Origin of the sequence: Hyphomicrobium sp. (assembly GCF_051860585.1) — a bacterium.
Lineage (GTDB): Bacteria > Pseudomonadota > Alphaproteobacteria > Rhizobiales > Hyphomicrobiaceae > Hyphomicrobium_C.
The window spans coordinates 91,813-115,999 of record NZ_JBHYDS010000008.1 but is presented as its reverse complement, the minus strand read 5'-3'; the positions used below and the strand labels follow the sequence as shown (position 1 = coordinate 115,999).

Annotated in this window: 21 protein-coding genes; 2 read left to right on the top strand and 19 right to left on the bottom strand. The window is 65.1% G+C overall.

What is annotated here, in order from left to right:
• Window positions 1-19: 19 nt before the first annotated feature.
• Both fabB and fabA read right to left on the bottom strand, forming a co-directional pair.
• On the bottom strand, window positions 20-1,255 hold the full coding sequence (gene fabB, locus ACTIFK_RS13920) for a beta-ketoacyl-ACP synthase I (RefSeq protein ID WP_439543681.1): 1,236 nt from the start codon (window positions 1,253-1,255) through the stop codon (window positions 20-22).
• A gap of 55 nt (window positions 1,256-1,310) precedes the next feature.
• Window positions 1,311-1,847 (bottom strand): 3-hydroxyacyl-[acyl-carrier-protein] dehydratase FabA, encoded by a 537-nt coding sequence (gene fabA, locus ACTIFK_RS13915; protein WP_439543680.1) that lies wholly within the window; start codon window positions 1,845-1,847, stop codon window positions 1,311-1,313.
• Between the two features lie 360 nt (window positions 1,848-2,207).
• On the opposite strand from fabA, the gene irrA reads away from it, so the two are divergent.
• Entirely contained in the window at window positions 2,208-2,699 is a 492-nt protein-coding gene (irrA, locus tag ACTIFK_RS13910) for an iron response transcriptional regulator IrrA (RefSeq protein ID WP_439543679.1), read from the top strand.
• A gap of 9 nt (window positions 2,700-2,708) precedes the next feature.
• Here the strand turns inward: irrA and ACTIFK_RS13905 are convergent, their stop codons facing one another.
• Complete coding sequence (locus ACTIFK_RS13905) at window positions 2,709-3,323, bottom strand: SH3 domain-containing protein (protein ID WP_439543678.1); 615 nt, start codon at window positions 3,321-3,323, stop codon at window positions 2,709-2,711.
• 244 nt (window positions 3,324-3,567) lie between these two features.
• Between ACTIFK_RS13905 and ACTIFK_RS13900 the strand changes: the two genes are divergently transcribed.
• On the top strand, window positions 3,568-4,566 hold the full coding sequence (locus ACTIFK_RS13900) for a 2-hydroxyacid dehydrogenase (protein ID WP_439543677.1): 999 nt from the start codon (window positions 3,568-3,570) through the stop codon (window positions 4,564-4,566).
• 47 nt (window positions 4,567-4,613) lie between these two features.
• Here the strand turns inward: ACTIFK_RS13900 and ACTIFK_RS13895 are convergent, their stop codons facing one another.
• The 16 genes from ACTIFK_RS13895 to exbB form a co-directional block, all read right to left on the bottom strand.
• Window positions 4,614-5,804 (bottom strand): site-2 protease family protein, encoded by a 1,191-nt coding sequence (locus ACTIFK_RS13895; protein ID WP_439543676.1) that lies wholly within the window; start codon window positions 5,802-5,804, stop codon window positions 4,614-4,616.
• A gap of 102 nt (window positions 5,805-5,906) precedes the next feature.
• Window positions 5,907-6,743 carry a HesA/MoeB/ThiF family protein gene (locus ACTIFK_RS13890; RefSeq protein ID WP_439543675.1) on the bottom strand — a complete coding sequence of 279 codons (837 nt, stop codon included), beginning with the start codon at window positions 6,741-6,743 and terminating at the stop codon, window positions 5,907-5,909.
• 63 nt (window positions 6,744-6,806) lie between these two features.
• The gene (locus tag ACTIFK_RS13885; protein ID WP_439543674.1) at window positions 6,807-8,624 is read right to left on the bottom strand and encodes an AsmA family protein; all 1,818 of its coding nucleotides are present in this window, start codon (window positions 8,622-8,624) and stop codon (window positions 6,807-6,809) included.
• Window positions 8,625-8,911: 287 nt separating this feature from the next.
• A complete protein-coding gene (locus tag ACTIFK_RS13880; protein WP_439543673.1) occupies window positions 8,912-9,313 on the bottom strand; it encodes a hypothetical protein in 402 nt (133 codons plus the stop codon).
• A 23-nt stretch (window positions 9,314-9,336) separates the two neighbouring features.
• Window positions 9,337-12,453 carry an efflux RND transporter permease subunit gene (locus tag ACTIFK_RS13875; protein WP_439543672.1) on the bottom strand — a complete coding sequence of 1,039 codons (3,117 nt, stop codon included), beginning with the start codon at window positions 12,451-12,453 and terminating at the stop codon, window positions 9,337-9,339.
• A gap of 10 nt (window positions 12,454-12,463) precedes the next feature.
• Complete coding sequence (locus ACTIFK_RS13870) at window positions 12,464-14,176, bottom strand: efflux RND transporter periplasmic adaptor subunit (RefSeq protein WP_439543671.1); 1,713 nt, start codon at window positions 14,174-14,176, stop codon at window positions 12,464-12,466.
• 159 nt (window positions 14,177-14,335) lie between these two features.
• A complete protein-coding gene (locus ACTIFK_RS13865) occupies window positions 14,336-14,782 on the bottom strand; it encodes a hypothetical protein (RefSeq protein ID WP_439543670.1) in 447 nt (148 codons plus the stop codon).
• An 85-nt stretch (window positions 14,783-14,867) separates the two neighbouring features.
• On the bottom strand, window positions 14,868-15,938 hold the full coding sequence (locus ACTIFK_RS13860; protein ID WP_439543669.1) for an FAD:protein FMN transferase: 1,071 nt from the start codon (window positions 15,936-15,938) through the stop codon (window positions 14,868-14,870).
• A complete protein-coding gene (locus tag ACTIFK_RS13855; protein WP_439543668.1) occupies window positions 15,935-16,753 on the bottom strand; it encodes a DUF4198 domain-containing protein in 819 nt (272 codons plus the stop codon). The genes ACTIFK_RS13860 and ACTIFK_RS13855 overlap by 4 nt, the downstream gene beginning before the upstream one ends.
• Before the next feature lie 21 nt (window positions 16,754-16,774).
• Window positions 16,775-17,287 carry a DUF2271 domain-containing protein gene (locus tag ACTIFK_RS13850; protein WP_439543667.1) on the bottom strand — a complete coding sequence of 171 codons (513 nt, stop codon included), beginning with the start codon at window positions 17,285-17,287 and terminating at the stop codon, window positions 16,775-16,777.
• A gap of 39 nt (window positions 17,288-17,326) precedes the next feature.
• Window positions 17,327-17,980 (bottom strand): PepSY-associated TM helix domain-containing protein, encoded by a 654-nt coding sequence (locus ACTIFK_RS13845; protein ID WP_439543666.1) that lies wholly within the window; start codon window positions 17,978-17,980, stop codon window positions 17,327-17,329.
• The gene (locus ACTIFK_RS13840; RefSeq protein ID WP_439543665.1) at window positions 17,977-18,771 is read right to left on the bottom strand and encodes a tetratricopeptide repeat protein; all 795 of its coding nucleotides are present in this window, start codon (window positions 18,769-18,771) and stop codon (window positions 17,977-17,979) included. The genes ACTIFK_RS13845 and ACTIFK_RS13840 overlap by 4 nt, the downstream gene beginning before the upstream one ends.
• A gap of 270 nt (window positions 18,772-19,041) precedes the next feature.
• Entirely contained in the window at window positions 19,042-21,438 is a 2,397-nt protein-coding gene (locus ACTIFK_RS13835) for a TonB-dependent receptor (RefSeq protein WP_439543664.1), read from the bottom strand.
• Window positions 21,439-21,614: 176 nt separating this feature from the next.
• Window positions 21,615-22,418 (bottom strand): TonB family protein, encoded by an 804-nt coding sequence (locus tag ACTIFK_RS13830; protein ID WP_439543663.1) that lies wholly within the window; start codon window positions 22,416-22,418, stop codon window positions 21,615-21,617.
• The gene (exbD, locus tag ACTIFK_RS13825) at window positions 22,415-22,864 is read right to left on the bottom strand and encodes a TonB system transport protein ExbD (protein ID WP_439543662.1); all 450 of its coding nucleotides are present in this window, start codon (window positions 22,862-22,864) and stop codon (window positions 22,415-22,417) included. The genes ACTIFK_RS13830 and exbD overlap by 4 nt, the downstream gene beginning before the upstream one ends.
• Window positions 22,865-22,885: 21 nt before the next feature.
• Window positions 22,886-24,028 carry a tonB-system energizer ExbB gene (gene exbB, locus ACTIFK_RS13820; RefSeq protein WP_439543661.1) on the bottom strand — a complete coding sequence of 381 codons (1,143 nt, stop codon included), beginning with the start codon at window positions 24,026-24,028 and terminating at the stop codon, window positions 22,886-22,888.
• Between the last annotated feature and the right edge of the window lie 159 nt (window positions 24,029-24,187).

Genomic DNA, 24,187 nt, shown 5'->3' with positions numbered 1-24,187 from the left:
CGCGCTGCCGTGCAAGAATTCAGCCATTATAGCGATTAAACACTAGAGTTGCATTTGTCCCGCCGAAACCGAAGCTGTTCGACATGACACAGTTAAGCTCCGTGTTGTCGATGCGGGCACGAACAATCGGCATGTCTTCGAACGCAGGATCCAACTCCTCGATATTGGCACTCTCACAGATAAACCCGTTGTTCATCATGAGAATGGAGAAGACGCTTTCCTGCACCCCGATGGCACCCAATGAATGTCCCGTAAGGGACTTGGTCGCCGAAATTTTCGGGATCGTTTTATCGGCGAAGACCTTGCGGATGGCCTCGATCTCCTTGAGATCGCCCACTGGGGTGGCTGTCGCATGGGGGTTGATGTAGTCGACCGGATAGGGAAGCCCCTTGCCGTCGAGACCCTTCATGGCGAGTTCCATGCAGCGGGCCGCGCCTTCACCAGACGGGGCGACCATGTCGTGGCCGTCCGAGGTCGCGCCGTAGCCGGTGATCTCGGCGTAGATCTTTGCGCCGCGCGCCTTGGCGCGTTCCAGCTCTTCCAGCACCAGCACGCCTGCGCCGCCCGCGATGACGAAGCCGTCGCGGTTCTTGTCGTAGGCGCGGCTGGCGGTGGCCGGCGTGCCGTTGAAGCGGGACGACATGGCGCCCATGGCGTCGAACAGCACCGAGAGCGTCCAATCGAGCTCTTCGCAGCCGCCAGCGAACATCACGTCCTGCTTGCCCCACTGAATGAGTTCGGCGGCGTTGCCGATGCAGTGGGCGGACGTCGCACAGGCCGACGCGATGGAGTAGTTGACGCCTTTGATCTGGAAACTCGTGGCGAGCGCGGCCGAGGGGCCTGAGCACATCGCCTTGGGGACCTCGAACGGCCCCACCTTCTTCGGATCCTTCTGGCGGGTGGTGTCGGCAGCCCAGACGATGGCGCGCGTGGACGGCCCGCCCGAGCCCATGATGATGCCGGTGCGCTCGTTGACGACTTCGCCGGGCTCGAGGCCGGCATCGCGGATCGCCTGATCCATGGCGATATAGTTCCAGCCCACGCCCGCTTCCATGAAGCGTTTGGGCTTGCGCGGCACCTGGGATTCCCAGTCGAGCTTCGGCTCGCCATGCACTTGGCAGCGGAAGCCGAGCTCGGCGTACTTGTCCGCCTTGACGATTCCGGACTTGGCCTCACGCAACGAGGCCAGCACCTCCTGGGTCGTGTTCCCAATCGAAGACACGATGCCCATGCCGGTGACGACAACCCGTCTCATCGACAATCCCTTCCTCGCCTCGAAGACATCTCGCGCACGTCTCCCGCCCTTTCGCTCAAGCGGCCGCCGGCGCTTCGCCGGTCTCGAACAGGCCGACGCGAAGATCCGTCGCCGTGTAGATCACCTGGCCGTCCGCCTTCAGAGTTCCATCCGCAATGGCAAGCTTCAGGCGCCGCAGAATGACCCGCTTCATGTCGACAACGTACTCTACCTTTTTGACCGAAGGCAGAACCATGCCGGTAAACTTGACCTCACCGACGCCGAGGGCGCGGCCACGTCCCGGAGCGCCGAGCCAGCCGAGGAAAAAGCCCGTCAACTGCCACAATGCGTCCAGCCCGAGGCAGCCCGGCATCACCGGATCGCCCTTGAAGTGGCAATCGAAGAACCAATCGAGGCGCTCGTTGCCGGCCACGGCCAGCTCGGCCACGATCTGGCCCTTGCCGTGCGCGCCCTGATTCTCGGAAACATGGGAAATGCGGTCGAACATTAACATGGGCGGCAGCGGCAACTGTGCATTGCCTGGCCCGAACAGCTCGCCGCGTCCACACGCAAGAAGATCGTCGAAATCGTAGCTTGAACGGCGTTCGGCCATAGATCCGTATCATCCCTCTGCAGTGCGTACGGTTGGGTCCGCACCAAGCCGCGGTTGTCTAGCACATCCGGCTGACGTTCAAACGATATTAAGGCCCACCGTCAAGTCGTGGGTTTGCAGGGTGACGGATTGTCCAGAGGACCGGCGCGGAAGGGCCAGAGGACCGGCGCAGGGCCCGCGGCGTCTTCGGCCCGCCTTTTTCGCGGCGGAGTAGGCGTTTACCCCTAAAATACCCCCGTTGGCCTATGGGTTGCAGTTGCGAAGGCGTCCTTTTATACTGAGGTGGTTGGAGATTCCGGGATCGATAGCGGCCGCCCACGTCGGGCCTGGTCGCCGTCCGGTTAGCGAGTCGAATTTTTCATGATCGAAGACGTCACGGACGACCTCAATGCCGGTGCCGGCGAGGACACTCTCGCGGAGGGCTCGCTTGCGCCTTTGCAGTCCTGCATCGCAGAGCGCCTGCGTAAGGCCGGCCTGCGCCCGACGCGCCAGCGCGTTGCGCTCGGCACGCTGCTGCTCGGCGGAGAAGACCGCCACGTCTCGGCCGAGATGCTGCACGCGGAAGCCCTGGCGCAGGGCGAGCATGTGTCGCTCGCCACCGTCTACAATACCCTGCATCAGTTCACGAGCGTCGGTCTCTTGCGCGAACTCGCGATCGACGGCGGCAAGGCCTACTTCGACACCAACACGTCCAACCACAACCACTTCTTCATCGAAGAGCACGGCCAGCTGATGGATATCCCGGGCGACTCGATCCGGGTCGACGGCCTGCCGGAGCCGCCGGAGGGCATGCGCGTCAGCCATATCGACGTTGTCGTGCGCCTGGTTCCGAAGACCAGCGGCAAAGCCTGATCGCCGCGGTCAGTTGACGATCTCGTTCTCGTAGACGCCCCAGAGCTGCTTTTGGAGCACGTAGCCCCGAAAGCGATCGATCGTGACGTGGCACCAGCGTCCATCGCACGAATGCACGTTGGCGATGACGCCGGCTTCGACATTGACGACGGCGCGCGAACTCTCGCTGTCGTCGTCGCGAACTGCGACCTGGGGCGCGGCCTGGCCCGCCTTCACGTCCCACGGTGTGACGAGCGCCGTGCGCCGCCCGGACAGCAGGGACTGCACCACCCAGCCCGTGGCGCCTTCCGCGTCGCGCACCTGCCGCCAGCCCTCGAGCTCGCTCAGCACCTCAAGCGGAAGTCCGGCCTGGCGGTAGACCCATGACGTCGGATAGTCCGTGCCGGGACCCGCGCGCAGGTTCACGCGATCGGCCTTGAGACTGACGAACCGAGGCAGCGGAAGTCCGCTTTCCGATTTGCCCGTGCTCGCCGCCACGCCGGGTTGCGCCGGAGCGGCCACTTGCGCCGGCGCGCCTTGGGCCGCCGAGCCTGCCAGGGTCGCGCCCACGATCGACACAGCCATAACGGCCGCGATCGCGCTTCGTGCCCCGCGCTCCATCCGAGCCAGCCGGCTCTGCTTCATGCTCGATCCCCGCACATTGCCCTTTTACACAGACTCCTTATTGATGCGCCCAGACAATCCATCACTTTGTCACGGACATGACCTTCTGTTAGACACTGCCTGATCCTAGGACACGTTCGCGCTGCAAAATATGGAAACGCGACGGGAACGTGCTCCAAATCCCAGTTTTTGGGCCTGATGCACGGGTTCGACGCGTGACGCTCGTTTCCGGAGCACCAGGCTCCCTGCCGCCGGTGGAAGAGATATGCCCAGCCCTGTGAAGAAGCCAGTCGTCATCGTCACGCGCAAGCTGCCCGACGTCGTCGAAACACGCATGCGCGAACTGTTCGATGCGCGTCTCAACGCCGACGACACGCCGATGACCCAAGCGCAGCTCGCCGAGGCCGTGAAGGTCGCGGACGTGCTGGTGCCGACGGTGACCGACCGGATCGACCGCGCGGTGATCTCCCAGGCGGGGCCGCAGCTGCGCCTGATCGCCAACTTCGGCACCGGCGTCGACAACGTCGATCTCGATACGGCGCGCAACCGCGCCATCACGGTCACGAACACGCCGGGCGTGCTGACCGAAGATACCGCCGACATGACCATGGCGCTGATCCTGGCCGTGCCGCGCCGGCTGCCGGAAGGCGCCGCCTATCTTCGCGATCCCAAGAGCAAGTGGGCCGGCTGGTCGCCGACCTGGATGCTCGGCAATCGCATCTTCGGCAAGCGCCTCGGCATCGTCGGCATGGGCCGCATCGGGCAGGCCGTCGCACAGCGGGCCAAGGCATTCGGGCTGCAGATTCACTATCACAATCGCAAGCGCCTCTCGACGGACATCGAGCACGATCTGGACGCGACGTACTGGGAAAGCCTCGACCAGATGTTGAGCCGCATGGACATCGTGTCGATCAACTGCCCGCACACGCCGGCCACCTATCACCTGCTGTCGGCACGCCGCCTCAAGCTGCTGAAGCCCTCCGCCTATATCGTCAACACGGCGCGCGGCGAGGTGATCGACGAGAACGAACTCGCGCGCATGATCGAAGCGGGCGCCATCGCAGGCGCGGGCCTCGACGTGTTCGAGCACGAGCCCGCGATCAATCCGAAGTTGCTGGCATCCGACCGGGTCGTCGCGCTGCCGCACATGAGCTCGGCCACGATCGAAGGCCGCGTCGACATGGGCCAGAAGGTGATCATCAACATCAAGGCGTTCCTGGACGGCCATGCGCCGCCGGACAAGGTTCACCCGGCGATGTTCTGATCTCGCGTCGCTCGATCACAACAGGTCGCGATCATGCAAGGTCGCGATCACACCATGTAGTGCGCGGCGACCGTGACGTAGAACGCCACGGTGGCCAGGTAGCCCGCCACCAGCCAGTTGCGGCTCGCTTCCGTAATCGGCGCGGCGCGGCGGCGCGCGGCGGCCGGGCGAAACACCATCGGCGCGGTGAGGAGCAGGATCGCCGTCAGCACGTACCATTCGAGGTAGACCGAGACGCCGACGCCGGCGATGAGCGTCAGCATGTTGATGACGCGCGCGAGTTCCGGATCCGATCGCGAGAGCGCCGCATCGACGATCTGACCGCCGTCGAGCGGCAGCACCGGGGCCAGATTGATGCCGTTGAGCATGGCACTCGCGAGCGCTAGCAGCTCGAACATCGGATCTTCCGTCATGAAGGCGCCGGCGACGAACGCCCCGGTCGTCAAGACGCTGAAGCCCGGCCCCATCAGGGCCACGAAGCCACGTTCCCCCTCATTCCGGTGCCGCGCCGCAGAAACGGCCACGCCGCCCACGAACGGAATGAAATACACGCCCTGCACGGGCAGGCCGACCCAACGCATCGCGATCGCGTGTCCTCCCTCATGGACGATGAGCAGGAACAGCAGGACGGCGGCGAACTGCCAGTTAAAAAGATAGCCGAAACTCGCGTAGGTGAGCGCGCCGGTCATAAGGGCGGAACCGAAGCGCGAGGACGGCTTGGCAGTGCCCGCTTCCTTTTCGCAGTAGCTCTTCAGGCGCCGTCCATTGATGCGGGCGCCAAGCGGGATCAGCACCCGGCTCCAGAACGTCTCATGGGTGAGTTCGTGCACCATCGTCAGGCGGGTGCCCTCGCCGCGTTGCTCGAACGTGCACGCGACGTAGTGATCGCGGCCCGGCGCCACGCTCGGCGCGCTGCCGTCCTTGAGGATCTCGATCAGCAAGGCCTCGTTCGGCCGGCTTTCGATTTCGCGATAGGCCATCTCGATGGCTCGCTCGCCGACGAAGACATGCCCCTCGTAGACGTCCGGCGTGCCGGGGCGGCGGGCGACCTTGATGCCGATCCGCTGGGCCCCTTCAAACTCGATTTCGTGCGCCGAGCAGGCGCGCCAGACAACATCCACAGGCGCATCGATATCGACGGCGGTACTATAGCGGCGGCGCTTGCGGCCGAAGAGCGCGTCTGCCGCCGCCGCGGCGAGCAGATAGAGGGATGTGAGGAGATCTACGACCAGCGTCATCGCTCGGCTTTCGGTCAGCGTGGAGGGACAGTCCCGCGCGATCCGCCTGCACACGGGACCGTCGCGTCGTGATCGCGACCACTGATGCCGAAGATCTCGGCCTTATTCTGTCCCGGCCGGAACAGCCAGGCGCGGATCGGCATAGGCCGAAAGGTCGAAGATGGACGGATGCTCGCCGGTGAGCGGATTGTCCGGATCCCAGCCGACGCGGACGGTCTCGAAGCGCGTATCCTTGGCGTCGTACATTAATAGGCGGCCGGCAAGGGACGCGCCGAAGTCGGTAATTTCCTTGATGACCTCGGTGGCCTGGAGCGTGCCGATGACACCCACGACGGAGCCGAGCACGCCCACTTCCGAGCAATTGGCGACGACGCCGGCGGGAGGCGCTTCGGGGAACAGGCAGCGGTAGCTCGGCAAGGGCTTTCCGTCGGCGCCGGACGCGAACGGCTTCAAGGTCGTCAGGTAACCGTCAAACGGCCCCACCGCCGCGTGCACGAGCGTGCGGCGGGCAAAATAGCACGCGTCCGACACGAGAAATCGTGTGGTGAAGTTGTCGGAGCCGTCGGCCACGATATCGAAACGCGAGATGATGTCGGCGGCGTTCGACGCATCGAGGCGCGTCTCGAAGGTCTCGACCGCAACATGCGGGTTGAGGGCGGCGAGGGTATCGCGGGCGCTGTCGACTTTCGGGCGGCCGACGCCCGCCGTGACGTGGACGATCTGGCGCTGCAAATTGTCGAGCGACACATGATCGTCGTCGATAATTCCCAGCGTGCCGACGCCGGCTGCCGCCAGATAGAGCAGCACGGGACTGCCGAGGCCGCCCGCGCCGACGACCAGCACGCGCGCGTCTTTCAGTTTGGCCTGACCCTGTCCGCCGATGTCATGCAGCAGCAGGTGGCGCTTGTATCTCTGGATTTCCTCTGGCACGAGCGCCATGACGTTCGATCTCCGGTGACGGCGCTCTCCGGCGACGGCGCTCTCCTGTGATGGGCTCCGGCCTCATCCCGGATTAGGACCGGAACTCACGCTGCGCGCGTCCTTTCTCGGCTCCGCCGGGCTGACGGCGGGCGACGACCATGGCCCACGGATCCTATAGGCCCCTGCCGGCGTGGCAGCTTTCGTGTCGGCGTTGACCTCGACGTGCCCGATCGAGAGTACGAGATCGACGGCGCCCTTGTCGATATCCACGCTGCCGGCCAGCGACAGGACGCGATCGGCAGCGGTGGCTTCGACGGCATCGGTCGTGAGGACGCCTTCGTTGGCCTTGAAGCGGGCGACGAGCGACTCGAGCGCCGTGCTGCGCGCGGCGGCGGGTCCCCAGCCCTTCGGCGGCGTGGCCGCGGCGGCCTCGGGAAGAGCGTCAATATCGATTCCGAGGCGTGCCTCCTGCATCTCGAGCGACATCGTGCCGGAGAGTGTGTCCAAAACCTCGGCTTCGGTCGATCCGCGTGCCGTGACATGCACCCGGACGTCACCCGCACCTTCGACAATCGGCGGCACGATGCGGCCCGCGGCGACAATGGGAAGGTCGATATCCTCGAGTTCGGCGCGGAGCGTGTAATGCGGCTCGGACCCCGTCATGTCGACGGCGAGCTGGCCTTCGCCCTTGCCGCCCTGCTCGAACTCGATTTCCGCAAGCTCTCCGTAGAGTTTGCCGCCTTGGACCGAAATGCTGGCGGCGAACCGGCCGAGCCGCGTGGACCCATTCGTCACGTTGCCGGTCGAGATGCGCACGTCCGCGTCGGTCGCCCGGATGAAGGACGCTTCGGCGAAGCCGGGCATCCTGAGGCCGGACGCCCATTCGGTGGCGCGGGCAAGCGGGGACGCGCCCGTGGGGGCGAGATAAGGCGCGACGTCGAAATTCGGGAACGCCAGCGTGCCTTCGATCTTCGGGCGTTCCGGGCCGGACTTCAGCGAGAGCGCACCGGTCGCCGCATTGCCGTCGACCGTAAATTCGGCGTGCTCGAACGAAACGGAGTTGGGCCGCAACGTGAGCGCGCCCTTGGCCGTGAAGGCGCCCAGGCCGCGACCATCCGGCCAATCGATGCCGAGCCAGTCGGCGGTCTTTCTGGCGTTGGGTAGCGAAAGTTCGGCTTTTTCAGCGGTGATCTTGGCGCTTTCGCCGAATGTCAGGCGACCATCGAACGCGGTCCTCATCAGCTTGCCGTTGATCTCGGCGTGAACGTGGACCATGGCGTCTTTCGCGTCCTTGTCTTCGCCGGGCATCGAAGCGAACGCGATATCGAAATCCAGGGGCTCGCCGCGAACGGCCATCCGGCCTTTGGCCTTCACGAGGCCGTTGCGATCGGTCACCACCTCCGCATTGACGTCCTTGACGGTCTCGACCGCACCGGCCGGCGACGTGACGGCGACCGTCGTGTTCAGAAAGGTGAGCGAGCGGAACTTGAAGCTTTTGAGTGCCGATACGAGCGGGCCAAGCGGGTCGGCCGCGTCGGTCGCGGGCTGAGACAAGGGAAAGGCGGAGCCATCGACGACAATGCGCGCGTTGTCGAGGACGAGATCGGATCCACCGCCCAGCACGAGCGTGCGAAACACTTTGCCGACGGTGCTTCCGCCTGCGTTCTCGCCCACCAACGCGACGCTGCCGCTCTCGATGGTCACGCGCGGCATGCTCGAAATTTCGAGCGGCGCCGTGATGGCGATGAGTTCGCGCGAGTCCGCGTGAACGGTCGAACCCGGCAAAGGCGCAGGTCCGCGCGATCCAATCAGGACGGGCCCGACGAGGGCCGCGCCGATCAAACCGAGCGAGGCGATCGCAACTGCCAACGGACGACGCTTTTCAGCTTTGCCAGTCATGAGGCCCGCTGTTCCGCGTATGAAGAGTCTAGATTGAAATGCCAACAAACCCCGCAGCCGGCACGTGCATCCTACTTACTGAAGCTGCGTTGCGCGCGCAATACATGACACTGCGCCAAATGCCTGCTGAACAGACAGAATCTGCCTAATCTTCAACGCACTAAAGGCTCGCTCCCAAAATTCTGGATACTCCGCCTCCGGATCTTTTTGTGTCAATGCACCAAGAAAAACGGGAGGCGGCGCATTTTACGCGCGCGCCTCCCGTCGCGAACCTCACTCACGCTTCGCTATTCGAGCTTGAAGCGCGCCTGCTCGGCCTCATGGCCCGGCATCGTCAACGAGACGACAATCGTGGTGCCTTTGGCGGCGTTGAAGCTGCCCGTCCCCTTGAGAGCATTGCCGGTGGCCGGAGCCAGCGTCACAACCTCGGTCTTGCCATCGGCGAGCACGGTTGCGGTCGCCTTGGCGCCGCTGACATCCTCGGCTTCGCCGTCCTCGTGCGTCACATAGAGGTCGATGGTGCCGCCTGTGGCGACCAGCTCCAGGTGGTGATGGCCGCTGTGCACGACGATGCCGTTGTGCTTCGGCCCGTGATCGTGCTCATGGCCTTCGTCCGCGCCCGCCAGACCGGTGCCAAGCGCGACGGCCATGGCGAGTGCAGAGAGAACGACAACAAATCCTTTGATCATCAGATGCTCCTTCTAGGTTGAGATCAGAAAGCTTCGGCGTGAACGGTTTGGGCGGCCTCGCGCGCCAGGCGTTCCAGCGGCTTGCGGCCGAACAGCAGGAACAGGACCGGCGTCAGAAAGGCGTCCAGCACGGTGGCGGTAACGAGACCGCCGAAAATCGTGATGGCGACCGGATGCAGCAGTTCCTTGCCCGGCTCGTCGGCGCCAATCATGAGCGGCAGAAGCGCGACACCTGCCGCGAGGGCTGTCATCAAAACGGGCGTCAAGCGTTCGAGCGTGCCGCGGACCACCATGCGGCGGCCGAAGTGCTCGCCCTCGAACAAGGTCAGGTTGATGTAGTGGCTGATTTTCAGGATGCCGTTGCGGGTCGCGATGCCGGCCAGCGTGATGAAGCCGATGGCGCTTGCGACCGAGAACGGCTGTCCGGCAATCCAGAGCGCGGCCACGCTGCCGATCAACGCGAGCGGCACGTTGCCCATGACGATGAGGGCGAGCGCCGTCGAGCGGTAACGCGTGTAGAGCACCACGAAGATCAGCGCGAGTGACACCAGTGAGAGCAACGCGATGAGGCGCGAGGCTTCCTCCTGGGCCTGGAACTGGCCCTCGAGGCTCGTGAAGTATCCCTGCGGCAGCTTCGCTTGCGCGATCTCGCCGCGCACCGCCTCGATGATGCCCGCCATATCGGACCCGTCCGTGTTGGCGAGCACGGCGATGCGGCGGCGGCCATTCTCGCGCTGGATCTGATTGGGCCCGTCCGTCTCCAGAACGTCGGCCACATTGCTGATGGGGATGCGGCCGGCCGGGCTTTCGATCAGCATTTCGCCGAGGGCGCGCGTGGTTCTGTCGGCGTCCGACAGCCTCAGCACGACATCGAAGCGCTTCTGCTGATCGATGATCTCCGAGACGACACGACCGTTCGAAAGCGTTTCGAGCGCGCTCGTAATGGTGCTCGGGTTCAGGCCGTAGCGCTTGGCCTTTTCATAATCGATGCGAACCTGCAGCTCCGGAATGCGCACCTGCTTTTCGGTCTGCAGATCGACAATGCCGGGGATGGCCCTCAGGCGGCCTTCAAGGTCGGCCGCCAGGCTGCGCAAGGTGTCGTAGTCCTCGCCGTAGATCTTGAGCGCGATCTGGGCCCGCACGCCGGACAGCATGTGGTCGAGCCGGTGGGCGATGGGCTGGCCGACGGTGATCGAGGCGGGAAGCACGGAGAGGCGCGTGCGGATGTCGGCCAACACTTGTTCGCGGCCGCGCGCCGACGGCCGGAGATCGACGTCGATCTCGCTGGTGTGGACGCCTTCCGCGTGCTCGTCGAGTTCGGCGCGTCCCGTGCGGCGGCCGAGGGAGTGGACTTCCGGCACTTCGGCGACAAGCGTTTCGGCGATGCGTCCGATGCGGTCCGATTCCGAAAGCGAGATGCCCGGCTGGAAGGAGACGCCGACCAGCACCGTGCCCTCGTTGAAGGCGGGCAGGAACGCGCGCGGCAGCATCACCGCGCCAACGATTGCCGCCGCGACCGCCGCCACGGGCATGCCGACCACGAAGGCCGGGCGCTCGAAGCACCACTCGAGGCCGCGCCGCTGCCAGCGCTTCAAGACGCGCACGAGCGGGCTTTCATGCTCGGCCAGCGAGGCCATGCGCGGCAGCAGCCAGTAACAGAGCACTGGCGTCACCGTCATCGACACCAGCAGGCTCGCTAAGATCGAAACGATGAAGGCGATGCCGAGCGGCGCGAACAGACGGCCTTCAATGCCGGAGAGCGCGAACAAGGGGAGGAAGACGAGGACGATGATCGCCGTGGCGTAGAGGATGCCCGAGCGGACTTCGATGGACGCTGACGCCACCACCTCTTCCGTGGAGCGCGGGTCCCGGCCGCCGGCCGCGCGGTGCAGGCCCAGCCGCCGGTAGATGTTCTCGACGTCGACGACGGCGTCGTCGACCAGCGCGCCGATGGCGATGGCCAGTCCGCCGAGCGTCATGGTGTTGATCGACAGCCCCATGGCCTCGAAGACGATGATTGTCGTGAGCACCGAGAACGGGATAGCCAGCAACGAGATGAACGTCGTCTGCCAATTGAGCAGGAACGCGAACAAGATGACCGCGACGACGATCAGGGCTTCGACCAGCACGCGTTTCACATTGCTGATCGATGCTTCGATGAAAGTCGCTTGCCGGAACTGGATGTCCGTGACGCTGACGCCCGCCGGCATCACGCGCTGAAGCTCCGGCAGCATGTGCTCAATTTTGCCCGTGATCGAAACCGTATCGGCGCCCGGCTGCTTCTGGACACCGAGAATGACGGCGGGCTTGCCGTTGAAGCCAGCGTCGCCCCGCTTAGCGCGGGCCGCGAAATCGACGGTGCCAACCTGGCTCAATGTGACCGGCTGTCCGCTGCGATAGGCGACGACGAGATTGCGAAGATCTTCGATGCGCGTCGAGCGGCCGATGTTGCGGATCAGGAATTCGCGCGTGCGCTGGTCCACGAAGCCGCCGCCGGTGTTGACGCCGAACGCCTTGATGGCCTCCTGGATGGCGTCGAAGCTGATGTCGAGGCCCGCCATGCGGCGCGGATCGGGAACGACGCGGTACTGGCGCACCTGCCCGCCGATCGGGATCACCTGCGAGACACCGGGCACGGTCAGAAGCTGCGGGCGCACGGTGAAGTCGGCCAATTCCCGCAACGTCATCGGGTCGACCGTATCGCTCGACATGGCGATCAGCATGATCTCGCCCATGACGGACGAGATGGGACCCATCTGCGCGGCGACGCTGGGCGGCAATTGCTCGCGGACGAGTTGAAGGCGCTCCGATACCTGCTGGCGCGCGAGGTAGATTTCCGATGACCAGTCGAACTCCACATAGACAATGGAGAGACCGACGCTCGATACGGAGCGGACGCGGGAAACCCCGGGCATGCCGTTCATGGCCGTCTCGATCGGGAAGGTGACGAGTTGCTCGACCTCCTCCGGCGCGAAGCCTTCCACTTCCGTCATCAGCGTAACAGTCGGCCGGTTGAGATCGGGAAAGACGTCGACGGGCAGACGCGAAAGCGCGAGCATGCCGTAGATACTCATGGCAATCGCGGCGGCGAGAACCAACACCCGGTTGGCGAGGCTGGCACGGACTATGGCGTTGAACATGTGCCGCTCCTCAGCGAACCTGATTGATGATCTCGGCGCCGTCGACGACGACGCGGTCGCCGTCGGTCAGGCCGCCAGTCACGATCACGCGCTCGCCATCCAGCGGAACAACGCGCACCGGTCGCGGCGCGAAGCGCTCCGGCGCGACCTTCACCCAGACCTGCTGCAATCCGCTGGCGCCACGCACGACCGAAACATCCGGCACGACGATGCCGTCAATGGGCGAGCCGTGTTGGACCAGCACCTTCACCGTGACGCCGATGGCGAGGGATGCATGGGCTTCATCAACTTTGAACAGGAGCGGCAATGACTGCTGGCGCAGGGCCGGAGCACGGCCGATGTAGCTCAGCGGGATCGTGTGTCCTTCGGCGTCGACGGCGGTGGCGTCCGTGACTGGCGCTTCGTCGTCGGTGCCGGCGATGCCGATGGCCTCGATCCAGAGGCGCTTCGGGTCGACGATTTCGAACAGCGTGTCGCGCGCGCTCACGACCTGTCCGGCGCGCACGTTCGCCACCGAGATGATGCCGGAAACGGGCGCCTTCAATTCGAGCCGCTCGCCGGATTTCGGCTCCAGCACGCGCTTCTGCTCGCGCAGGGATTCGATCTCGGACTTGGTGTCGTCGATCTCGCGCTGTGGAACGTAGTCGCCGGAGATGCGCGTAAGGCGGGCGAGCTTCTGCTCGGCGATGCGGAGCTTGCCTTCCACGTCGGCCGTCACCTGCTGCAGCGTGCCGCGCTCGTAGACCGGCATGGCCGGGGCAATCAGCGCCAGGATTTCGCCCTCCGTGACCGTCTTGCCGACGTACGACAGCTCTCCGGAGACCAGTTCAACCTGGCCGTCCATCGGGGCCTGGACACGTCCCTCGTGCGCCGGGTCCGCCATGACCGTGCCGACCAGTTCCTTGCCCGCGAGCGCCTTGCCGGACTTGGCGACTTGCGTCCGTATGCGCAACAATCTTTGCGTCGCCTTGGGAAGAAAGACTTCGCCGGTCGGCAACTTCGATGGCGCGATACCGGACGTGACGGGTGTGCTTTCTTCCTCGCCGTGGTCGTGGCCTTCATGCGCCTCGGCCGACGGCGCATGAAACGCTGCCAGAGCAACGATTGCGACAAGAGCGGCCGCGACGCGCGCGCTCGATGCGTGCGGGGGCGACGCTTCGGCGCTCGACGTGGGAGGAGATAGATCGTCGGGCGGAAGGCGCACGGGCCGGAACGCAAAGGCGAGGCAGAAGCCGCCGAGCGCCGCTGCCATCATCAGGAGCCAGACCACGGGGCGTTTCCATAACGCGTCGGGCTCGGTTGCCGCCTCAGTCTTCGAGGGAATGACCAGGATGCCCGCCAGCAGGTCGGCTTCGCCATCCGCTGTTACCGTGAACGTAAGTGGCTTGCTGCCGGGCTCGTCCACCCACGCGCCGTCGATCTCATAGACGCCGTTGCCGAGATCTTCCGCAGCCGCCGGCGTCAGCCCGTCTCCGGCGACCTCGATTTTCGCCCCCGCAACGGGCGCGTTCGTGGCGATACGGTCGAGATAGATGGTCAGCGTATGGCCTTGCGCCACCGCCACCAGCTCGACGTCGCTGCCTTCCGCGACGAGGCGCGGCACGGCGGCGCCCTGCTTCGGGGGCGGGGCGTCGTCATGGCCTTCGTGGGCCAGCGCCGGGGCGGCGATTGTGACAATGGCAAGTGTCGCCACGCGGATCAGCGTCTTGGCGGAATCGATCATGCTGCAAGCCTCGTCGTGAGAAAGCTCGAGCAATCGGCAGGATGAGAGTGTGTCACGCGCCTCGCGAGCCGTGACGGCGTCGCGAACGTGGAGCGCTAAGTGGCCTGACGATTGCGGGATAGCTCTTGCGCCCGCAAAATACGCGGGCGGAGAGCGCGATCAGGCCGAAGCGCGAGGAGGCCGAAAGAGCGGCGAGGAGATCTGGCCGAGCAGGATATGCGCTTCCCCGACGGGAACGGCGGCCCGGTCGTGGGCGGCCATCGTGAGCCCGCAGTCTGAGGCGGTCACGGCAAACGTAGCGCAGCTATGCAGGTGGACGTGCGTGCAAGGTCCTTCACCCGACGCGGGTTGGTCGCCGTCGGGCGTGGCTGCATCAGCGGCTGCATGAGAATGCAGAACCGGAAGTTCCATGCCATGCTCGTGCGCCGACGCTGCTGCGTCATGATCGATTGCGACTTGACCCGGGGCGACGTGCACATGCGCGGCGCCGCCGTGCTCGTGCATCGGACATGCGGCGAGCGCCGACGCGTACCCGTTCAGGCCCGTGACGCTGAACGCGACGACGAGCATGAGAAGTTGCAGAGACTGGCGAGCCAACTGGCGCATAGGTCAGAAAAGCCGTGCGGATTGCGTCGGGTCAAGTGAATTTATGGCCAGATCCTCGCACCGGGCTGTGGCATTTCCGTGTTGATCAATCAAGCATGGCGCGCATCGCCGGGCTCAGCTGCTCGGACAGCGTCTTGCCGTCATACCGCACAAACCGGGCCGCCAGGCCGTGGCGCTCGGCAAAGGCCGGCCCCTGTTCCGGGCCGAGAACCGTGAGCGCAGTGGCCGCCGCGTCGGCCGTCATGCACGCCTCGGCAACCACCGTCACCGAGACCAGATCATGCGCGACCGGGGTGCCGGAGCGCGGATCGATGGTGTGGGCGTAGCGGCGGCCGCCGCGTTCGAAATAGCGGCGCTCGTCGCCCGACGTCGCCACCGAGCGGCCTGTCAGCGCGAGCAGCATGTCGGGAAGCGCCGACGCGCCCGAGATGGCACCGCGCGGACGCTCGAAGGCGATCCACCACGGTGCGCCGTCCGGCTTCAACCCCTCGCCGCGCAATTCGCCGCCGATTTCGACCAGCATGTGCCCGATGCCTTGCGTGCGCAGAACCTTCGCCACCTCGTCGACGGCATAGCCTTTGGCGATGCCGCATAAGTCGAGCGCCACACCGCCCGGCTGCACGGCCGTGCGGTTCGGGCGATCGAGCGTGACGCTACGCCAGCCCTGATCGGCGCGCGCGGCCTCGATCGCGGCCTGATCCGGTACCTCTGATGTCCGAGCGCCGGGTCCGAAGCCCCACACGCCAACCGCCGCGCCGACGGTCGGATCGAACGCGCCGTTGCTCATCCTGGCCCAGTGCAGCGCCGCCGACAGAACCTTGAAAAATCCCGGCGGCAGGCGATGGGACGTGCCGGACGCCGCCGCATTGAAGCGGCTCAGGTGGGAGTTCGGCTCCCACGGGCTCATCTCGTCGACGATGCCCGCGAGAACGCCCTCGATCTCGCGCGCGAGCGGCGCGACATCGAAGCTTGCCGGCACCGCGATCTTGACGGACCACGACGTGCCCATGGTCTCGCCGCCGAACTCCTTCATCTGCAGCACGCGCAGCGCGGCGAACGATGGCGGCAAGGCGACGTCGTGCGGGATCAGCACGCGCCGCTCGCCGCCGCCGGAATGGACATAAGTATCCATCTTGCCCGCTGTGGCGCTGCTCACTCCGGCATCACTTCGAACGTTCCGGCGTAGCTCGCGCGGCGTTCCTTCGCTTCCTTGATCGAGGCCTTGTCGTCCGTGACGGACGCTTCAAGCCAGTACATGCCGGCCTCGGGCCACTTGAACTTGAACGCGCCGTTTTCATCGCTCGTCACGGTCGTGTCGCCGAGCTGGTTGCGGTAGCGGATGCCGCCGCGCACGATCTCGACCTTGACGCCGGCGGCGGGCTTGCCGTCGATGACGAACTTGAACTCGGCTTCTTCATTGGCGACGAGATCGTTCGGATGCGTCACGGGCACCAGTTCGAGCCCTGCACCGGTCGGCTTCAACGCCGCCTCGTCCGGGTTGCCGACGGAGACAAACGTTTCGAGGCGACGCTGCGACTGGGTGACGACGACGTCCGTTGCGGTCGCCGGAATCTCCTTCGCGAGATTCTCGGCCTTGCCGCGCCAACGCTTTTCCGCGCCATTCTCCTTGTAGCGGGCGAACAGGTTGTCGTTGACCAGCGAGATGCGATAGGTGCCCGTGTCCTTCAGCGGCACATCGAAGGTGCTGCGGTATTTGCCGGTGCTCGTGTTCTCGGGCGTCACCGCCGCGCCGCCGGGCGCGGTAATGACAAGCCCTTGCAGGGGAATGGGACGGTGATCGAAATAGAACAGATCGTTCGACGCGGCGGCGTCAACGGTGACCGCGAGATCGTCCTTGCCGGAGAGAACAGTCGAGGACGGCAGTAGCCAGGCCTTGTGAGCGTGGGCGGCCGAAAGCGGAACGAGGCCCGCGAGTGCCACGGCGGCTGCGGTGCGAATGATCGATTTCATTGTCAGGTCTCCTCGAACGGATCAGGGCGTAACGTTGACGGCGACGGCGCCGAGCTCATGTTCGCCTTTGGCGTTGAGGGCGGTGCCCTTCGCCGGAGGCCACTGGACGGGAATGCGCACGACCTCACGGCCGCCGACTTCGCGGGCCGCTTCGACGATGAGTTGATATTCGCCGGGCGCGAGATCCTTGAGGGCCGCATGCGTGCCGTCGAATTTCACGACGTGGCTGCCCGGTGCGCGCGTGGCGCTGGTGAGGCCATCAGCCGGAACGGTGAGCGTGCGGCCGGTGCGGCGCCACCATTGGCGCAGATCCTTGAGCCACTTGTCGCCTTCCTTCTTCGCGTTCGCGACGTCGTACCAAACGGCGAGATTGGCCGCGACGCTCTGGTCCGGCTTTTCGAGCCAGACCGCGACATAGGGGCGATGATATTCGGACGCGTCGATTTTCGGAATCTCGATCGAGATTTCCATGTCGGCCGCCAGCGCGGGTGCCGCGACAAGTCCGGTCAGGCCGAAACTCAAGAGAATGCGCATCTATCGCCTCGTGGTTGAATGACGTGTCTGGATTGATGGTCAGTGGATCAGAAACAGGGCCAGCAACACCGGAATGGCGAGACCGGCCGCCACGACCGGCCATGTCGATGGGCGGCCGTTGGCGTACATCTGGAGAAGCAAGAGGCCCGTGACGCAGAAGACCACACTCACAAGCGCGAAGGCGTCGATGAAGAGGCTCCATGCCTGTCCCGTGTGGCGGCCCTTGTGCAGATCGTTGAGGTAGGAAATCCAGCCGCGATCCGTTTTCTCGTACGTGACTTTGCCGCTGTCGCGCTCGATCGAGACCCACGCGTCGCCGCCGGGGCGTGGAAGCGACACGTAAACCTCGCCGTCCGTCCATTCGGCTTCGCGGCCCGCCACGTCGACCCCGATGGTGGCGGCGACGGCGGCCGCGAGCGCGGCGGATACACCAGCGCGGCCGGATTTGGGTCCCGCGGAAAGGCCGGACAGCGCGTCCGGCGCGAGGGTGCCTTCGGCGGTGGTGGTCGCGGCTTTGGATTCGAAGGCGGACGAGTGATTGAGCGTGATGCCGGTGATCGCGAACAGCAGCATCGAGATGAGGCTGATGGCGCCGCTGATCCAGTGCCACTGGCGAAGCTGGCGCATGAAGCGCGCGCGGCGGTTGGCCTTGGCGGCCTGGCCGGTCGTCAGATGCCGAACGTTGACGTTCACTGTGTGCTCCCCGGCGCACGCATTTCGACGCCTGCCACAAGCGCGCGAAGCTGCGCGTCCGGGTGGGCGCCGAGATAGGCAATGGCATCGTCGCGGAATTCCTGCGGCGCGTGGCTCAAAGACGTTACGAACCAGCGAATTCCGTCGGCGATGCGGCCGTCGGCGACAAGATAGCGGCCGTGGTGGAATTCGCCGCGGAAGCATCCGCGTTCGGCCGCCCAGCGATACCAGAGCGCCGCCGAGCGGTCGCGCGCGCGGGGCACGCCTTGTTCTTCACGGTAGCGGCCGATCATGTTCATCGCTTTCGGGTTGCCGCGGCGCGCCGAGCGCACCAGAAGCGTCAAGGCCCGTTGCGGATCGGACGGGACGAAGCGCCCCTGGGCATAAAACGACGCCAGATTGAATTCGCCCCAGGCGTGCCCCTGGTCGGCGGCCCGGCCATAGCACCGCACGGCTTCGCGGCCATCGGCCGGCACGCCCCAGCCGAACTCGTAGCAGCGGCCCAGCATGTTGAGGGCGTCGGCGTGTCCACGGACGGCGGCCATGTTGAACCAACGCGCGGCGGCCTCGGGATCACGGGGGACGCCGTCGCCTTCGAGCAGCTTCATGCCCCAGGCGACCTGAGAGTCGAGACAGCCCCGCAGGGCGCGATCGCGCCACTCGTGTGCGGGGCGGTCGTCCGACAGAGCGTTTTCTGCCGGGAGGACGCGCACATAGAGCGTGCGGAATTTCGCCCCCTGGTCCGCGACCGCGAGCTCAAAGTCGTCGTCGATCCTGACTTCCGCGCTCATGCGCCTGTCTGTGCCTGTCTGGTGGTGGCCCGCGGCTATGGGCGTTGTAGGCTTCCTCGCCGCCATCGACTGCCCGCCGGGTCTTATCCTTTGCAGATCAGCAATATATGACGCCGAAAATCAAGATAAATTACGTGCAGGACCGCTCTCGCGAAGCGTCGCGCGGCGGGCGACCCGTAAGGATTTTTCTTCGCCTGATCCGGCCATTAGGCGGATGCCGCAGAAAGGTGCAACGCGCGCCCTTCTGCGGCTTTTGTCGTGGCAATCGGCTTAAAACTTCTTGCCGACCGAGAAGACCGCCGTCGTTCCGGCGCTCGGCGTGGCGCGGTTGTTGAACGACTGGTCGTAGTTCAACTCGTTCGTCAGGTTGTAGCCGTTGACGGCGAAGCGCCAGCCGTCGTTCTCGTAGGCGAGCATGGCGTCGAGGCTGAACAGCTCCGGGATCACATACTGATTAGCGCTGTTGTTCACCGAGAACATGTCGGATTGATAGAGAATGCCGCCACCGATGGTCCACTTGCCCGGGCCGGAAATGATGCTCTCGGACAGATTGTACGTGGTCCAAATGCTGAAGGCATTGTCGGGTACGCCGCCGATGTCATGCCCAATGTTGGCCGCGGTGGTCGAGTTCGTAATCTCGGCGTCGAGGTACGTGTAGCCGGCCTGCACGACCCAAGCCCTGGTCACCTGACCCGCGATGCCGAACTCGACGCCGCGGACACGCTGAGATTCGCCCGTCTGAATCGCGGTGTTGGGATTGGCAGGGTCCTGTGCAATGACGCCGTTCTTTTCGACTTGGAAAACCGCGGCGGTCAGGCCGAGACGCCCGTCCATAAAGCTCCACTTTGCGCCTGCCTCGTAGCTCTCGTTCTCCTCGACAGCATCCTGCGGAAGCGTCGGCGTAATCGGATTGAGCGAGTTCGTCACGAACTGGCCGACGGGCGATGCCGACCGTGCCCAAGACACATAATAGGTTTGCGAACTCGTCGGCTCCCAGATGAGGCTGACCTTCGGGCTCCAGTAGTCGCCTTCCGAGCTGCCATCGATGGGCGTGACCGGATTGCCGGTGACGGGTATGCCTCCGCGGAGGTCGAAATTGTAGTCGAAGGTCGTCCAGCGAACGCCGCCGAGAACAGAAACCTCGGGCGTGAACCAGACGCGGTCGCTCGCGAATACGCCCACCTCGGTGCCGTCGCTGTTGCGATCATTGGCAGGATTGCGAACGATATCGTAGCGATCAGTATACCGAATGCCGGGATTGCGGATCGGGCTGTTCGCGACCTTGTTGAGCTGGGCGTATCCCGGCCGATCGTCCTCCTGATAGAAGACGTCGATGCCCGCGACGGCTTCATGCTTCAGGCCACCGGTTTGAAAGCGGGCGAGCGCGCTCGAAACGTTCTGGAAACCCCAGGAGTCCTGCATGATGGTCGGGTTGCCGCCGCTAAAGCCCGTGTTGGGATTGCCGCCAGCCAGGAAATCGTCCGCGCAGGCACCGGTGCAGGTGGGACCGGTCGTCGAGAAGTCGCGCTGATAGAATGCCAGGCGGCTGTCATTGAAGAACGTTAGAGCACCGCTTACACGATGCTGCAGCTTGGACGTGATGATGTCGACGTCCGTTTCGTCGTGATCGTCGATGCGGCCATAGAATGCCGACCGATCGACGCCGAGCTCGGTGGCGGGCCGGCCGTACGTCTGTCCGGTGCCGATGATATTCGGCACACCGTAGTCGGGTGTGCGCTCGCCGGACTGGTGCAGGTAGTTGATGGTCCAGGTCGTATCGGTGCCGAGGCCCATGCCGATCGAGCCGAGGAAGCCCCAGCGCTCGGATTCGACGTGGTCGCGGTCGGCCATGTCCTGACTGTGATAGAGCGCGACGCCGCGCATGGCGGTCGTGCTGTTCACCTGCTTGTTCACGTCGATGACGCCGCGATACAGGTTGTCCGTTCCGACGCTGAAGTCGAAGCTCGACGCATCGCCCAAGTGGGCCGTCTTCTGGCGCAGGTTGATGACACCGCCCGTGGTGCCGGCGCCAAAGCTCTCCGAAGCCGGACCCTTGAGGACCTGCACCTCTTCCGTCGCGAAACTGTCGCGGACGTAGACACCAAAGTCGCGCAGCCCATCGACGTAGAGATCGCCCTTGGCTTCGAAGCCGCGGATGCGGAACTGGTCGCCGTTGAAACCGCCGCCGCCTTCACCGATGGCGACGGTCACGCCCGGCACGTTGCGCAGCGCCTGTTCGACCGAGGTCGTGTTCTGCTGGCGAAGCTGCGCCTGGGGAATGACGTTGACGACCTGCGGCTGCTCCTGCACCGAGCCCGGAAGGCGGCCGATGCCGGTTCCGGCTTGCAGCGAATTGCCGGAACCCGGCGTGAACGCGGCGTCCGGATTGGCGGGAGGCTGTTCGGTCTGCTCGGCTTGAACCGGCGCGGGCGCAGCGATTGGAGCCGGAGAGCTCTTCTGAACCGCCTTCTTCTTCGCCGGCGCTTTCTTGGCCGTCACCTCGAGAGGCGGGAGCGGCGTCGCCTCCTGCTTGTTATTTTCCTGCGCACTGGCGCCCGACGCCATCAGCACGGTTGCGAGGCCCAGCGATACCGCGCCTAGTGAACAATTATCGCCGCTCGGACCCGTCAGCGTCCAGCCACGGGTCATCTCTTCGCCCAAACTCATGTCGAACTCCCCCAAAGAGTGAAATCTCGCGACACCGGGGCTGGGTTTACGCTTGCGCCTTGCTACCGTGTATCTACGGACGCATTCATCCTATTATGACTTTTTATGTCAACATATTATACGCGATTCGATGGCCGCTTCCGGCGCATGCATCGCCGGGCGTGGCCGCGCTGCCACTATTTGATGCTGAACTGGATCGGCAGCGACAGGTTCTGGACGCCTGCCTCGTTTTGCTCCGGCGGCGCGGGCAGCGGGCTCGCTCGCGTGAGCATCTCAAGCGCTTCTTCGTCGAGCAGCGCCGAGCCTGACCCCTTGGTCACCTTCTTGTTCAGGATCTTGCCGGTGTTGTCGATTGCGAACGTCACCGTCACCACGCCCTGCACGCGATTGCTTCTGGCTTCGCCGGGGTAGCGCTTGTGGCGGTTCAAGTGGAGATGCAGGGCCTTCTGCCAGGACAGCGTCGCCTGGTTGGGCTTTCTCGACGTGCCTTGAAGCGGCGCGGCGGCTTTCACGTCACGGGCCGCCACTTCGATTTTGGGCGGCGCGCTCGCCAGCGATGCCGCGACGGCCTGCGCCTGCACCAGCTCCTGCGGCTTGACCTCTTCTTCCTTCACCTGCTCTTCGACAGGCTTCACCTTTTCGAGCGCAACTTCGGGATTCGGCGCGAGGGGCGCTTCCTCGACCGGCGGAAGTTCCTCCGGCCGCATCTCCTTGATTTCCTCGACAGGCGGAGTCGGCGTCGAGTCCTCGGCGAGCGGACCCGGCGTCAGGTCCTGGCGCTCCTCGGGCGGCGCAATCGCCATCGGCGCCAGCTCGAGCACCATGGCGCCCTCGGGTTCCTCTTCGTATTGATCTTCCGGCCATTGCCAGAGCGCGGCCGCGGCGCCGCCGATGTGCATCGACAGCACAAGCGCGCCGGCCGCCACGAAGCGGCGCACGCGGCGCCAATCGGACTCGAGATATTCGAGGCCGGTGGTCATGGCGCGGGGCCTTTTGCAGGCGGAGGTGGGGCCGGCGCGTCTTCAAGCCCGACCAACGCCACCTTGAGATAGCCGGCTGCGCGCAGCAGGTTCATGACGCGCATCAGCTCGCCATAGGGAACGGATTTGTCGGCACGGAGAAAGATGCGCTGCGTGCGGTCGGCACTCGTGGCGGAGTCGAGCGTGCTCGCCAAGCGTCCGCCCGGAATGGCGTCGTTGCCGAGCGCCAACGAAAGGTCCGCCTTGACGGTGAGGTACAGCGGCTTGTTGGGCCGCGGCTGCGGCTTGGCGCTGGCGACCGGGAGATCGACCGGCACGTCGACCGTCGACAAGGGCGCGGCCACCATGAAGATGATCAGGAGTACGAGCATCACGTCGATGAACGGCGTGACGTTGATCTCGTGGTTTTCCGACAGGTCGTCGCCGTCGTCCAGCCGTCCAGCCATGTCTCGACCCTCGTGTTCGGCTTACTCTGCAGCCCGGGCGGCTTTGACTTTGAACCCGCGATCGAGATCGCGAGAGACGAGGCGCATCACTTCCGCCGAGGCCTCGCCGATGAGCGCCTTGTAAGCGGAAATCGAGCGCGCAAACTGATTGTAGATAATGACCGCGGGAATGGCGGCAACGAGGCCGATGGCCGTCGCGAGCAACGCCTCGGCGATGCCGGGGGCGACAATCGCCAGGTTCGTCGTCTGCGCCTCCGAGATGCCGATGAAGCTGTTCATGATGCCCCAAACGGTGCCGAACAAACCGACGAACGGCGCCGTGGACCCGATGGTGGCGAGCACGCCGGTGCCTTTGTTCATGCTGCGGCCCGCGGCTGAGGCGAGGCCGTCCAGACGCGAGGAAATGCGTTCCTTCATGCCGGCCTTGTCGGGCACATCGGCCGACAGCCGCAATTCGAGCGCGGCGAGTTCGATGAGGCCGGCGACGACGCCCTTGTTCGTACCGACTCGCTGCGCGGCTTCGGCCAGGCTCGCGGCGGCGTGGATCTCGTTGACGTCGCGCACCAGGCGGCGGCGCGATAACGTCAGCTCCATCGATTTGGCGAGCCACACCGTCCACGTGACGACGGACGCGAAAGCGAGACCGATCATCACCGCTTTCACGACGATGTCGGCGGACATGAACATGGCCCACGGCGAGAGATCGCGCGGGAGGTGAGACGTATCCGGCTTGGACTCCGCCACCGGCTCTGGCGCGGCATCGAGGGCGCCCGGTGTCATTGGCACCGCTTGCGCGGTGGGATCGGCCGGGGCTTCGGGTGCGCTCGAAGCGGCCGCCGCATCGACGGCTGGCTGCGCTTCGGGGAGGGGCGTGACAGACGGCGTCACGGGTGCGGTCGCGGGCGCCGCCGTGTCGACTGACGGCGGCGCTGCGGGGGCGGCCGGCGGTTCGGCGGTTGGCGCGGGAGCCGACGGTGCTGCAGCAGATGGCGCGGGCGACGCGTCCTGCGCGCGCGCTGCGGCGAGCGGCTGCGTCACAGACGAGACGGCCAGCACCGCAACGGCTAGAGCGTGAACGCTTTGCCGGGACAGAAAGACGGGCCGCGACGGAAAGAAGGGCCGCGACGGAAGAAGCGCATCTAGAATAGATCTAATCAAGGTCATGGTCGGGTCCGGAACCTGCATCAGGCGATCATAGTTGCGCCGGTGGCTACGTGGCAGAGCCCCATAAATGAAACTATACTAGCTTAGTCAATATTAAGTCTCAATGAGATAGCCCGTGGCCGCCGTCGGGCCCTGCGCAACAATGTCGCGCAGGCGGTC